The 13,427-nt window shown below is 49.6% G+C and carries 10 protein-coding genes and 1 pseudogene; 4 read left to right on the top strand and 7 right to left on the bottom strand.

Annotated elements, in window-relative coordinates; all coding sequences use genetic code 11:
* Positions 1-180 precede the first annotated feature (180 nt).
* The 3 genes from AB0A83_RS01080 to AB0A83_RS01090 all read left to right on the top strand — a co-directional run bounded on the left by AB0A83_RS01080 (position 181) and on the right by AB0A83_RS01090 (position 2,174).
* Positions 181-534 carry a hypothetical protein gene (locus AB0A83_RS01080; RefSeq protein ID WP_367155187.1) on the top strand — a complete coding sequence of 118 codons (354 nt, stop codon included), beginning with the start codon at positions 181-183 and terminating at the stop codon, positions 532-534.
* Positions 474-935 (top strand): hypothetical protein, encoded by a 462-nt coding sequence (locus AB0A83_RS01085; protein ID WP_367155188.1) that lies wholly within the window; start codon positions 474-476, stop codon positions 933-935. The genes AB0A83_RS01080 and AB0A83_RS01085 overlap by 61 nt, the downstream gene beginning before the upstream one ends.
* 106 nt (positions 936-1,041) lie before the next feature.
* Positions 1,042-2,174, top strand: a protein-coding gene (locus AB0A83_RS01090; RefSeq protein ID WP_367155190.1) for an IS3 family transposase whose coding sequence is annotated in 2 segments (ribosomal slippage) — positions 1,042-1,303 and positions 1,303-2,174 — 1,134 coding nt in all. Because the reading frame shifts where the segments join, the coding sequence is not laid out codon by codon here.
* 63 nt (positions 2,175-2,237) lie between these two features.
* Here AB0A83_RS01090 and AB0A83_RS01095 read toward each other — a convergent pair.
* The 7 genes and pseudogenes from AB0A83_RS01095 to AB0A83_RS01125 all read right to left on the bottom strand — a co-directional run.
* Positions 2,238-3,250 (bottom strand): annotated as a pseudogene (locus AB0A83_RS01095) (IS3 family transposase); the annotation flags it as partial.
* Positions 3,251-3,366: 116 nt separating this feature from the next.
* Positions 3,367-4,494: a hypothetical protein gene (locus AB0A83_RS01100; RefSeq protein ID WP_367155191.1), complete on the bottom strand. Its 1,128-nt coding sequence runs from the start codon at positions 4,492-4,494 to the stop codon at positions 3,367-3,369.
* The gene (locus AB0A83_RS01105) at positions 4,491-8,111 is read right to left on the bottom strand and encodes an ATP-binding protein (protein WP_367155192.1); all 3,621 of its coding nucleotides are present in this window, start codon (positions 8,109-8,111) and stop codon (positions 4,491-4,493) included. The genes AB0A83_RS01100 and AB0A83_RS01105 overlap by 4 nt, the downstream gene beginning before the upstream one ends.
* Positions 8,108-8,791, bottom strand: a complete 684-nt coding sequence (locus tag AB0A83_RS01110; RefSeq protein ID WP_367155193.1) for a DUF4194 domain-containing protein — start codon at positions 8,789-8,791, stop codon at positions 8,108-8,110. Before AB0A83_RS01110 ends, AB0A83_RS01105 begins: the two co-directional genes overlap by 4 nt.
* Positions 8,766-10,208 (bottom strand): Wadjet anti-phage system protein JetA family protein, encoded by a 1,443-nt coding sequence (locus AB0A83_RS01115; protein WP_367155194.1) that lies wholly within the window; start codon positions 10,206-10,208, stop codon positions 8,766-8,768. Before AB0A83_RS01115 ends, AB0A83_RS01110 begins: the two co-directional genes overlap by 26 nt.
* 246 nt (positions 10,209-10,454) lie before the next feature.
* Positions 10,455-11,717 carry a type II toxin-antitoxin system HipA family toxin gene (locus tag AB0A83_RS01120; protein WP_367155195.1) on the bottom strand — a complete coding sequence of 421 codons (1,263 nt, stop codon included), beginning with the start codon at positions 11,715-11,717 and terminating at the stop codon, positions 10,455-10,457.
* Positions 11,714-11,953 (bottom strand): helix-turn-helix transcriptional regulator, encoded by a 240-nt coding sequence (locus tag AB0A83_RS01125; RefSeq protein ID WP_367155196.1) that lies wholly within the window; start codon positions 11,951-11,953, stop codon positions 11,714-11,716. The genes AB0A83_RS01120 and AB0A83_RS01125 overlap by 4 nt, the downstream gene beginning before the upstream one ends.
* A gap of 473 nt (positions 11,954-12,426) precedes the next feature.
* On the opposite strand from AB0A83_RS01125, the gene AB0A83_RS01130 reads away from it, so the two are divergent.
* The gene (locus AB0A83_RS01130) at positions 12,427-13,425 is read left to right on the top strand and encodes a hypothetical protein (RefSeq protein ID WP_367155198.1); all 999 of its coding nucleotides are present in this window, start codon (positions 12,427-12,429) and stop codon (positions 13,423-13,425) included.
* Positions 13,426-13,427: the final 2 nt, after the last annotated feature.

The raw sequence follows: 13,427 nt of genomic DNA on the forward strand, positions 1-13,427 counted from the left end.
AATGTGTCACGTAAGATTTTGGATTTTACTGACGTATTCCGCCAGATGATCCGCCGATAGATGCGCATAACGCATGACCATTGTCATGTCTTTCCAAGATCCCAGTTGTTAACCGGCGTGCAAAACTTTCCAGGGTCCTGGGGAAAAGGGCGTCGAAAAGTTTCCACCCCAGGTTGTTCAATGCCCGGCTTTTTGCCGGAGAATCCTGGAGTGATAGACGTGGAAGAAGTAGCCGAAATTCGGCGGTTGCATTTTGTGGAGAAAGTGACCGTCAGCGAGTTGGCCAAACAATTCAAATTATTCCGCCCCACCATCCGTAAACATCTCCATACGCTGGATGAACCGGTGTATCCGGTGCGTAAATCCCAGCCCCATCCCACGCTAGGCCCATTTCGCAATCAGCTTGAGCAATGGTTGGAAGCCGATAGTCGATTAAGGCCGTATCGGTGCGTGTCACGGCGAATCGCGTGCGTATGGTGGCTGAAGGACAGGTTATCGCTGACCACCCAAGACACTTCGGACGCGACCGGTTGATCTGCGATCCTTGGCATTACTTGCCGGTATTAGAGAAAAAGCCGGGGGCATTACGTCACGGTGCACCGTTCGTGACTTGGGATTTACCGGTCTCGATCACGGTGGTGCGTGACCGCGTACTGAAACAACCCAAAGGGGATCGCGCGTTTGTCGAGTTACTCATGATGGCAAGGGACCTGGGCGACAACGGCTTGGATGCTCTGGAAGTGGCTTGCGATTTAACCTTGCAGACCGGTATTATCAGTGCGGCGATTGTGCTGAATGAAATGCGCCGACTCACCGAGGCCGCACAGCCCGTGGCATTAAGCGAAACCGGTTCGGCGACGCCGACATTGACCATCGAGCCCATCGCCGATTGCAGCCGTTACGATAGCCTGCGGAGCGTGAATCATGTCCATTGATCGCGCCGCCCAGCTCAAAGAGGTGGTGCCGAAAAATTGAACAACCGATTAAGTGAAAGACCTGCTACTTTTGAACGTCCGTAAGGACAAAGCAATGGAGCAGAAGATGTCTAAAAAACCGCGAAGAAAACATTCACCGGCCTTCAAAGCCAAAGTCGCCCTGGCGGCCTTGGCGGGCGATAAAACCTTGGGGCAATTGACCCAGGAATTCGAGGTTCATCAAAATCAGATTGTCGATTGGAAGAAGCAGCTGAGCGAGCGGGCCGCCGAGGTGTTTGGGAAGCCCGCGGAGCCGGAATCGCCCCCCGTCGATCTGCAAGCCCTACACGCGAAAATCGGTCAACTGACATTGGAGAACGATTTTTTAGAAGGCGCGCTCACCAAGGCGGGATTGCTGAGCGCAAAGCGATGATCGACCGTCAATCCAAATTGCCGATTGGTCGGCAGGCCAAGCTATTAGGCATCAGTCGCGGCAGTGTGTACTACCTGCCCAAGCCGGTTCCGGAGCGCGAATTTGACATCATGCGCCGACTCGACGCACTGCACCTGAAACACCCATTCATGGGCGCTCGCCAGTTACGGGATCAGCTGAATCGGCAAGGCATCCCGATTGGCCGCAAGCATGTGAAAACCTTGATGGCGAAAATGGGCATCGAAGCCGTGTACTGCAAACCCAATACCAGCAAGAAGACGCCGGGGCATGAAATCTATCCCTACTTGCTGCGGGGCATGACCATCAACCGTGCCAATCAGGTCTGGGCGCTGGATACCACCTACATCCCGCTGGCCAAAGGATTCGCGTATTTAACGGCGGTCGTCGACTGGGCCACTCGCAAAGTCCTGGCCGCCAAGGTGGCGATTACGCTGGAAGCCTGTCATGCGGTGGACGTGCTGGAACAGGCTTTCAAGCGCTACGGCAAGCCGGATATCGTCAACACTGACCAAGGCAGCCAGTTTACCGCCAAGGCGTTTGTCGATGCCGTGAAAGGTCAGGGCTGTCTGCTCAGTATGGACGGTCGGGGTGCTTGGCGGGATAATGTCTTTGTTGAGCGCCTATGGCGATCGGTCAAATACGAGCGGGTTTACCTGCATGCCTACGATTCCGTCGGCCAAGCCCGCGCTTCAATCCTGGATTATTTCGAGTGGTACAACCACGAACGACCGCATTCCAGTTTGAAACGAAAAACGCCTCATCAGGCGTATAACGATGGGGTGCCAACCCTCAAGTTGGCCGCCTAAACCATGGCAGGGATTTCACTTTAAATCATCGATTTACTGTTCAAACCAATGGGGCCACTTCTCTCTCGCCTGAGCCACCGAATCATACGCATATAGGTAAACCCGTTCGTATTTGACCGATCGCCATAGTCGTTCGACGAATACATTATCTCGCCATGCGCCCCGTCCGTCCATGCTCAACTGGCACCCTTGGCTTTTCACGGCCTCGACAAACGCCTTGGCCGTAAATTGGCTACCTTGATCGGTATTAACAATCTCCGGTTTGCCGTATTGCCGGAATGCTTGTTCCAGCACATCCACTGCATGACAGGCTTCCAGCGTGATGGCGACCTTGGCGGCCAGGACTTTGCGACTGGCCCAATCGACCACGGCTGTCAGATACGCAAAGCCTTTACTCATCGGGATATACGTCGTGTCCAAGGCCCACACCTGATTAGCCCGATCAATGGTGATGCCGCGCAGCAAGTAAGGATAGATTTCGTGCCCGGGCGTTTTCTTGCTGGTATTGGGCTTGCAATACACCGCTTCGATGCCCATGCGTTGCATCAAGGTTTTCACGTGCTTACGGCCGATTTTGATGCCTTGCAGGTTCAGCCGATCCCGCAACTGGCGCGCGCCCATGAAGGGGTGCTTCAAATGCCATTCATCGAGTCGGCGCATCGTGTCTCGATCCCGTTCTGACAGTGGTTGGGGCAAATAGTACACACTACCGCGACTGATGCCCAATAGCCGGGCTTGCTGACCAATCGACAGTTTGGATTCTCGGTCTATCATCGCTTTGCGCTCAGCAATCCCGCCTTGTTGAGCGCGTTCCCTAAAAAATCGTTTTCCAGTGTCAGCTGGCCGATTTTCGCATGCAGGGCTTGCAGATCGACCGGCGGCGAGTCAGATTCTATCGGCTTACCAAACACCTCCGCTGCTCGCTCGTTCAATTGCTTTTTCCATTCGACAATCTGGTTCTGATGAACTTCGAACTCCTGACTTAACTGAGCCAGGGTTTTATCGCCCACCAAGGCCGCCAAAGCGACCTTGGCTTTGAATGCTGGCGAATGTTTTCTTCTTGGTTTTTTGGACATCTTCTGCTCCGTTTCTGTGTCCTTGCGGACCCTAATAAGTAGCAGGTTTTTCACTTAACAGGCTGTTCAATTTTTCGGCTCCACCTCTCTAGTTCGGAATAAACTTGCGATTAACACTAAAATTCTTGATCTAAAAACTTACCGGCAGCAGCAAGTGCCGATAGCAAAATGTTATCGGCATACTCGGCACCAGTTGAATCAATGGACTTTTGCTTGCTCTTGTTTGCGGCAATTGCTTCATGACCATTGCCAGCAAGTAACTCATTCAGCATGGGTTGATAGCCGGGTTGCCAGGCATCGAGCCCCTCAAAAGAGTGGCGCAGCGATTTTATAATCTGCATGCCCGAATAATCTAAATCACCCCAGAACCAAACAGGCAGTTGCTCTGAATCATGGATTAGCCAGTCACAAAAACGTTGGCAATCTTGATGTGCCAAATGCCCATGGGCCGCGAAATACACCGATACGCCAGAAATCGTGCGCAAGCGCTTTGCGCTGCCTTTAAAACCAGAGGCAAAGACGATAGCCAACCCGTCAAAACGGGTGGTTGTGTCGCGACTGGCTTTTTCAAAGGTCGCTAGATTCTCGATGAACAATACGCCGCTAAAGGGTGTTGTGGACAAATAAACCTGTAATTGGATCGGCGACTCTGGAAACGGACATTCATCCACATTAAGCAAAGTGGCGATCATAGCTTGCCGATTATCCAACACCTTGGACTGCCCCCAGAATAGGCGGGCCGAGACTTCGCGTAACAGTAAAGGCTCATCGATTAAGTTGGGTAGCAGATTGAGCCGCTCGACGATGTCTGCTGCCGTTTTGCCTGCGATTTCCAGTTTCTGTCCCGCAACTTGCTCTCGAATGGTTTCATCCACATTCAATTTTGAATACACAGCATCACGCCATAGCTGGGCCGAGCTTTTAACCGGTTGCGGGCGCTCGGTGACTTGGCGTAACAACGCCGGATCAACGATCTCAATACGCGGATTTAATTCGTATTGCGCTTTGCCGGGTTGGGTCTTGTCGGTTCTGATCGCCAGCCAGCCCCATTGCTGCATTTGCATTAAGTATGACCAATAAACCTCTTTGTCGGCTTCGAACTCGGCATCAAACAATGCGGGCAAAATTTTGCGATCGAGTTTCACTGGGCGCAACGGTTTGTCGTCGGCTTTATCGAGTTTATCGACCAAGCGATGCAGCAGCGATTGAACGTCTGGCTGATTCAGCCAATGTGGTCTATTCATGCGTTCGATTGTTCATCGGCCTCAAATGCCAACAAGGTTTGCTGACGCACTTGCTGGCGGCGCAATTCCCACAGCTCACGCAGCTTGTCGGGACGCAAATCGCGCTCATCGGCTTCCGAGATGAAATCCACTTCGCCGTTGCCTTCTGCCTCGGTGCGCGTAAAACTCCATTCCTTGTTGAATTCGGTTTTGATGGCACCGGCATGTTTGGTGGGCATGGCGCAGATCAATTGCATGTCCAGACTGTCGCGGATAAAACGGATGACATCATGGGCGCGGCGTTCGTCCATTTTGGCAAATGATTCGTCGTTGACCAGTAATTTCAGATTCATACCCTTATCGAAATGCTTGAGGCGATTGGTGACGACAGCTGCGCGAATGATGTAAGCCGGTGTTTCCAGCTGACCGCCGGAACCCGTACCCCATTCAGATAATGCCACGCGCGAACCGCTGTCCGAGTCTTTCCAGATTTCATAACGGCGGTAATTGCGATAATCAGCGACCCGCTGCAACTCCTTCAAGGCTTGTTCCTGATCATCGGCCAGCAATAGTCGGACCAATCGATCACGGATTAGGCACTGTTCTTGACTGAGTTCCTGATTGTCGAACAAATCCCCGGCATCCTGCGATTCCGACAAATCGTAGGCCGCACAGAAGAAGTCGTAATACTCCTTGAATTCTGGCACCCACACCGACCAGTCCAGCTTGAACTGATCGGTGCCGAATTTCAGTCTGCCGAGCTCGGTGTTGAGGATTTTCAGGGTTTTTACGCCTTGATCGACACTATTCCTGATCTCATAGCAAAATTGCTTGGTGAACACGTCTTTGAAGGACGATTCGGCGGTGCGCAATTTATCCAGATTTTTGACGAAGCCAATCTCGCGCTGCTCCTGCAATTGCTGACGTAAGCCTTCCAATAATTGAATTAGCTGGCGATATTGCGCCGCAAAGTCACTGTCACGCATCTGATGATCGTGCGGTAAATGCAGTTGCTCATGACCACGTGCATGCACGTTGTAATCGCCGATGCCTTCATGAATGCGACCATAGGCTGCCGTGGCCTCAATCAGTTGTGTGCGGTGTTTATCCTGCAATTCATGATTGGATAAAGCACTCACCATCAGTTCATCCACCTGTTGTTGGATGTTGGTTAACGATAGTGCTTGGTTGACCATGCTCAGCCATTGAATCGGTTGTAAATCATCTTCAATTTTCTGCTGTTTGGCGGCTAGACCACGCTGCAAAAGGCTCAGGGTGTTGTGTTGCTGCTCCTTGTCATGCAAGAATTTTCCGGCTTTCAGCGTGTGCTGTTGCACCTGTTGTTCCAAGGCGGACATCTGTTGATCTAGCGTATCTTTCTCGGTTTCCAGCAGTTGCACTTCCGTTAAATCCAGACGTGCCAAATCGGCCTGTGCTGCCTCGTGATCGCGTAAAGCCTGCTCTAGCTTGGCAGCCTCGCTAAAGCTGGGGGGCTGTAAATTTACTAACAAGCCCAGTAAGGCGTTGAGCTGTGTACCTTCGGTTTTTAAGGTTTGTAACTCCTGCTCGGCCCTGATGTAGTCATCCATGGCCTTCTGTCGGGCCTGAAACTGCGCTTCTTTACCAAAGACTAAATTGTCGGTTTCAGAGGTAAACATGGTGCGCGAGCCAGAGGCATTGCCATCCCTCATCAATCCCCGTGGGGTATAACGTAATTGTTCAACCGTATCGACTTTAACTACCGGACCGAATTGATCCACCAAATAGGCATAGGCAATGGGATGCTCGGTATGCAGCTCATGAACAATCGAGTCTTTTGATAACAACTCCGGCTTGGCTTTTTGTTTACATAAAGCTCCTTGAACGATTTTGGCATTCAGATGCTTTTGCTTGACGAACTCGATACTGCGCGCTTCCCAGGCTTCATCGACCACAAAGTTGAAACGGGCTCCGGCCAGATAGCCTTCAATCGCCGGTTGCCATTGCTGACCTTTGGGCTCGATCAAGTCACACAATACTTGCGCACGCGCAGCGGGTAGCTCAGTACGAAAGGCCTTCAGCGCACGGGCGATGTGATGAGGATAATCCGCGCCACCTTCGGCCAGGTTGGCTTTGCGATCGGCCAATTGTCGTTCTTGCGTTTTGGCTTTTTCCTGGCGAGTTTGTAACTGCCCCAGTTGACTATGCACTGCGGCTTGAAAGCTGTTTTGGGTACCGGCTAGCACTTGATGCAGTTGCTGGAACCGTGCTTCCATGCCGTCCAATATCCGCACCACCTGCAACAATAGATGCGCGTCGGCTAGTGGTTGCTGACAAAGCTGTGTCACTTGTTGTGTCAGCTCATTTAACGGTGCTTGCTCAATCGCTGCCAGCATATCTGCCAGGGTTTGTGCGGCCTCGGCTAATTCTCGCTTGGCAGGCGGAAAAGCCATGCCAATAATGCTCAAAGCCGTGCTGTGCAATTGACTGGCCTGCTGCAACGACGTGTTTAGACTCAGAACGGCGGCATTGGCTTGGGCCAATACAGCGCTAAGCCGGTCTTCAATGTGCCGTTTTTGATTGGATGCCTCAATGCCACTTAAACGTGCGGCCAAGCGTACTTGACTATCGTACAGGCTTTTTTTGTCACGGTTTAAACCCTCAATCTGGGTCTGTGCGCTGTGAATGTTTTTTTCCAGTTCGACGATAGCCCTGGTTGCCTGATCGATTTGCTCCTGGTCATGTAGCAAATTACGCTGCGACAAAGCCAGTTGATACTGCAAGGCAGATTCATACGCCGTATTAGCCTGATCGATCAGCTTTTCCACCCGTTCCAGACGCAGTACATTGTCCTTCAGACGATCACCTTCCTGGCGAAGATTATGGACCTGTCGCATCAGCTCACTGATTTGTCCAATACGTTGTGGCAATTGCTGGGTATCGTTTTCCAGAATCTGGGTTTTGACCAACTCGTCGACGCTGCCAATGGGTTTATGGGCAATCGATTGGCTCCATGCTTTAGCGGCCAGTTCGGCTTCCTGAAACGATACATTGCGCTGACCGCGAAACCGGCCATACAGCTGACACAGATATTCGCGCTTGGCATCACGTAAATTCAACACCTGCGGATACTTGGCTTTCAAATGGTTTTCGATTTTCTCAACCTCAACCACGCAGAGCTGCTCGCCACCGTCCATGCTGACCAAATCCGGTAAGCTTAATACCGCATCGTCAATGAGCAACAAGGCCAAACGTTCCTGCACCGCCTGACGACGTTCGCCGGAACCGTCGACCCGCGCCGCCGCCGCAATCAAGGCGGTAAATGGCTTACCATCTTCACCCGTATCCGGCTTGAACACGCCAGCCACATAGCCATGAGCACCGTTGGGACGGGCAAACAGATTGTCTTCGGCTCCGACGATGTACGACCAAAGCGTGCGCTTGCTCTTGCTGCTGCGCGAGGTTTGGGTGGTTTCGTCTTGGCCGGGATTGTAGCTGTAGATGTTTTGGTGGGCGGCGGTCATCACCGTTTGCAAGGCATCCAGCAAGGTGGATTTGCCGGAGCCGGTAGGACCGGTCAACAAGGTCATATTACCCATCGGATATTCATCGCTGCGCAATGAACCCCAGTTAACCAAAATTAATTTATCCAGCTTCATGCCTGCTCTCCGCTGCCATCCGGCTCACTGGTAACTTCAATCTGCCCTTCGGCTTCCAGAGCGGCTGCCAGCACATCCTCACTGATAATACCCAGTATGGTCGGCCTGATTGCGATCAAAGCATCTTCATCTTGCATGGAAAACAATGTGTTGTACTGAATCAAACGGTGGCGTTTCAAGTCTTTCAGCAAGCGCTCGCGGTCGCCCAAATTGTCGGGCAATGTCCGTTTGATCTGAGTTTGCAAAGTGGTGGCCAACTCGTCAAAACGAATCAGAATCTCACCCGCATCGCTGAGGCGGCTACCGCCTTCCACCAATCCCTGCTGATATAAAAACCGTAAAGCCAGCGCCGCTGCGACAAAATCCGCAGATAAACGCGCACGTAACGAGGCCACGACATCGACATCGTCTTCGACCATGCCGGGAATTTGCGCACCAGGCGCGTACAACCGGAAAAACTCGTTTTGCAGATCGTGGATTAACCGAAAACCGGCAAGCGCAAAGTATTCAACCAATAAGTTTTCGATGCGGCAGGCATCGTCGTAACAGCGCTGTTCCACGCCGTCTTCGTCGCGCACAATAATGCCCCAGGCAAACAAACGGGCAACGATTTCCTGAAAACGTTGCAGCTTTAGGTTTTCCGGCTGCAAACGGTCAAGAAGGCTTTGAGTCAGGGGCATGGTTCAGTTGGATTTGGTAGTCACTACCGGTGTAGTAAGGAGTTTGCAGTTGGCTGGGCAATTGCGTTGCAGTGAGACTTTCATCGCGGGCAGCACGTACTGCTTCCACCATTTGCATGTTTTGTAATAAATCGGTGACGGTTTCAACCGGCAGACTGGACAAGCGAATGGGCCGTTGCCGCAACCGCAATTCACCGCGTATGAAATTCACCACATCCTGATTGGACAAGGTAAACGCCGCTGCTTCAGCGCGTTGTATGGCCGCATTCAATCGTGCATCACGACTGATTTTGGGCAATGCAGTCACAGTCAAGGCCTTGCGGCGCTGCGAGGCACTGCGTAATTTAAAAGCAGATGGGTCTAATAAGCGTACTTCGCTGGCGGCAATAGAAGCGCCCAAGGCCTGCAAAAATTGCGTCTGATCATCACCTTCCAGAGCCGCCACTTGGGCAATTGCCCGACTGAAACCTTGCCGACTTTGTCCGCCTTGGAGCATCAAGGCTTGCTGCACAATACTGGCGGCACGGCGCATGTAGATATTCATGGCCTTGATCAGTTCAGGATGTTTGCCGGTACAGGCGACTTCTACCCGGTCTTCAATTCGATCCAGTAGCCAATCAAAAATACTGCTATCACCGCGTTCGGCATCGGCCCAACTGGCAATATCCTGTAACTGATTTTCAAAGGCCTGGAATTTACTGCTGTCCAAATTACGCAAGCGACTTAAGTTATCGAGGATGGCCTGACGATGGCGATCCACGTTGTCGGCAGTTAGTTGCTTTTTGAACTCTTTTTCAAAGCGATCCAGAAACTCGATGAATTCGTCCCAGGGTGTATTGGATGCTTCGCTCATCAAACGACGCACCAGTTCCTGAAAATAATCCACACCTTCCGATAAGTCGCTGATGATTTTTTCCGCGTAGTCGTAGGCGTCTATCAAATCATAAGCGTCGATATTTTTACGGGCGGCTTCCAGCGCATTGCGGCAACTGCGTACATTGCGTTGACGACTACGAGCGCGCATACGATCCAGCGACCACAACGCTTCGGCAAAGAGTTTGCCCGCGCGACTGAAGCGATAAGCCGTAACCAATCCAGAACGGTCACCAAAGGTTTCCAGCCAGCCGTCTTTTAATAAGGTACGAATCAGCACCGTGATTAGTTGCTGATCGTCAGCGCAATCTAACGCAGAAAGCTCGTCACCATCCTGAATACAGTCAACCGCCAAATCATTCATCAAGCCTTGCACAGACGCACTCAGCAAATCCTTTAAAGCATCGCGCGTCAGGTTTTGTGAATAATCCGCACTAGGGCCGTGCAAGCGCTCGTACAGTACACGCAAACAGGCGACCACCAACTCTCGGCGTTTGCCGGTTAGGGGACGAAAAAAGTGTTGCCGTTCAGACTCAAAGAACACTGGGATTTATAAAAGACTCAGGGAAAACGCTGATTCTATAGTGGGTAGTTGTGAAGCGAAAAATATTCTGCATTAGTTAATGTAGTAATCTGAATGTCATTCAAGATCAGCCCAGTCGCACACCGATTTTTATACAGCGAGAGAATCACTGAATGGCTTGCTATTGAAGACTCTGAAATTCAGCGCATGAACATTGAAAAATAGGTCTTCGTTAATCTGCTGGCTCGGATATTGAGTTTTACCGAATCAAGATTCGACTCTGGATTTAACCAATTCAACTGAATGGTCAATTTGGTTTTTAACCTTCTCAATCATCTGCAATTCTTCTTGATTGGAAATCATCTTCTTTAATTCCACCACGACATTAGGCAATGTCGATTCAATCCGCTCAATCATTTCAGTCATCAATTTTTCGATAAATCTGGGTTTGACGGCAACATACTCGGCAAACCGCAGCCAATGGCGGGCCATCAACCATTTAGGGCGATTTTCTCCACCAATCTTAAAGGCCAATTTCTGGCTTAGATGGGGATAAACAGCCGTGCAGACTAGATCATAGAATGGTGCTAATTGTGTCCGCTTGCCTTGGGTCATTAACGACAGGTTTTTGGCATGACCATCCATGTTGCCGACCAGCACATTGAAAATCACCCACTCGATCAGTCGTTTCTTATCCAGCGCTGGTTGACTGCTATGCGCCAATACCGCTTCGAAACAGGTTTTGAGTGAAGGTCCGCCTTCGGCCTCGTATTTTTTGCCGGATGAGATGCCTAAAATCTGGCAAAGGTCGTTTTGGTGCAGACGTAGCAAGCGCCCATCATCATCAATGGTTCGATCATAACGGGCGATAATCGCCGCCGTTAATTCCGGTGCGTAGCGAGCCTTTGCGACCTTCATGCCAATCCGTTCCGCCAAGACCATCACCAAGGCTTCATTGATTGCGGTATGAGGGATATCCTGCCGATGTTGAATAGATGGCTTGATGATATGGCTGGACGGCGCAGCACCCAGCGGAATCGACAAATTGCGTTGACCATCGATCAATACCGTCATTTTGTCTTGAGCACCTGACAACGACATGCGCGCCTGTTCGCCGGAAATATCCAGCGGAATGCCTCTGGAACGCTCGAACCAGGCTTTGATGTCTTCCGGCGTGACAGGCAGATAATGCGGCTCGCCGGTGGGTTCCATGTCATCCGGCAAAATCGAAAAAGCTCCCGCCGTATCGCCGCCAAATCGTTCCAGTAAGCCAAAGATATTACCCTGAGAAATCTGCGCGGCTTTGCTGATGAAATTCAGTACATCGCCTTCCGGTAGCAGGTTTTCGAAAAAAGCGGTGACAGCGTCGCCACTGAACGTTTGTTCGGTGAGCGGCAGATTGGGAGAAAGTCCGAAAGCATCGGATTTAGCTAACCAATCAGGTGTGTAGCTGAACTCCAATTCGTACTGTTTGCTTTCCTGTAAATGACCCACCAAATGGTCGCCAGCGAATACGGCCAAGCGTTTCATGATTGCCGATCCATGATCACAACATCCAAGCCCAGCAAATTCAGAATATGCATGACTTTATCGAATTGCACCGTGCCCTTGCCATTTTCCAGATCGCTGATGAAGCGTGTGCCGGTCTGAGCTAATCCGGCTAAATCCGATTGCGTTAAACCTTGAGCTTTACGCTGGCTGGCAACCATCTTTCCTAATTCCATGGCATTCTGAATATTACCGAGCGGTGGTTTTGGGTTTGTCATGGCATCGTGTTGTCGTTATATTACCGATCAGGAATTTTAGAAGATGCGCCATCCCTTTGCCAAGTAAACATTACCGATCGGTATTTTTTAATTAATGAACAACCTCGAACACGAGATCGCCGAGTTAGAGCAAAGGTTCCATATCTTGGATGCCGAGCGCGCGACGGTGGTTCAAGCGTTGGCAATACTTAGGCACAACGACGGCAGGAACAAATTGAAAGCTTTGCGCAACGGGTGGGCTAGGCAACGGTTACGCATCAATCAAGCCCGTCACCTTTTTTGATAGAATCTCAGGATAAAATTGAGTGGCGACTGTCGAGCCAGAGTTGACAGATATTATTTGAATGAAAAGGCAGAAGCTGTCATTGATAATGTAGGTGCGATTAGCGAAGCGTAATCGCACTTTTTTTATGAAAACATTCCTCCGATTACGCTATCGCTAATCGGAGCTACGCGGGCTAAGCAAGGGAAACATGGCAACTACTGTAACAGCAGCATTTAATGAGTTTTTGAAAGACAAAGTAAATTTAGATAGAAATAAAGTTTCAACAGCACGGAGTAGTAGGAATAGCCTTATAGATGAAATACATAAACTTCCTTCTAAAGATTCCTCATTTCCAGACTTGTATTCTGACAAAGATATAAATTTTGGTTCTTTTGAAAGAAAAACAAAAAAAAGGCCTCTTGATGATATTGATATGATGATTTGCTTGAATGCAAAAGGAGCAACTTACTATGAATACTCAGATAGAATTGAAATAACGGTAAATCCTGATGCAAAGAACCTAAAGGCATTGTGTAATCAGTCGACAGATACGCTCAATTCAATAAAAGTAGTAAATAAATATGTTAGTGGATTGAGTAATGTTCCAATGTACAAAAAAGCCGAAATAAATAGAAGGCAAGAAGCTGCCGTTTTAAATTTAACAAGTTATGATTGGAATTACGATATTGTTCCTTGTTTTTTCACTTCTGAAGATGTTTTAGGAAAAACATATTATCTAATACCGGATGGTAATGGGAGCTGGAAAAAAACAGACCCGAGGATAGATAGGTCTAGGACTTCAAAAATTAATCAAAACAATAATGGAAATATTCTTAATGTTATAAGGATAATGAAGTATTGGAATAAAAGGCCAACAATGCCTTCTATGTCATCTTATCTAATTGAAAACATGATATTGAACCATTACGAGTACAAAACCGATGCAAGTCAATATGTTGATGTGAACCTACCAGAAGTTTTTCGTTACATAAGAGACAACATATTTAATACCGTTCAGGATCCAAAAGGGATACAAGGAAATATAAACACCTTAAGCTATGATGAAATGCTAAAAATTCATAGTAGAGCAGATTTAGACTACACAAGGTCTTGCGAAGCGAGAAGGCTTGAAGATGAAAATAAACACAAAGAATCGATAAATAAATGGAGAGAAGTTTTCGGTTCTGAGTTCCCAGCTTACGGATAAAT

Source organism: Methylomonas sp. HYX-M1 (assembly GCF_040741385.1).
Taxonomy (GTDB): domain Bacteria; phylum Pseudomonadota; class Gammaproteobacteria; order Methylococcales; family Methylomonadaceae; genus Methylomonas; species Methylomonas rhizoryzae.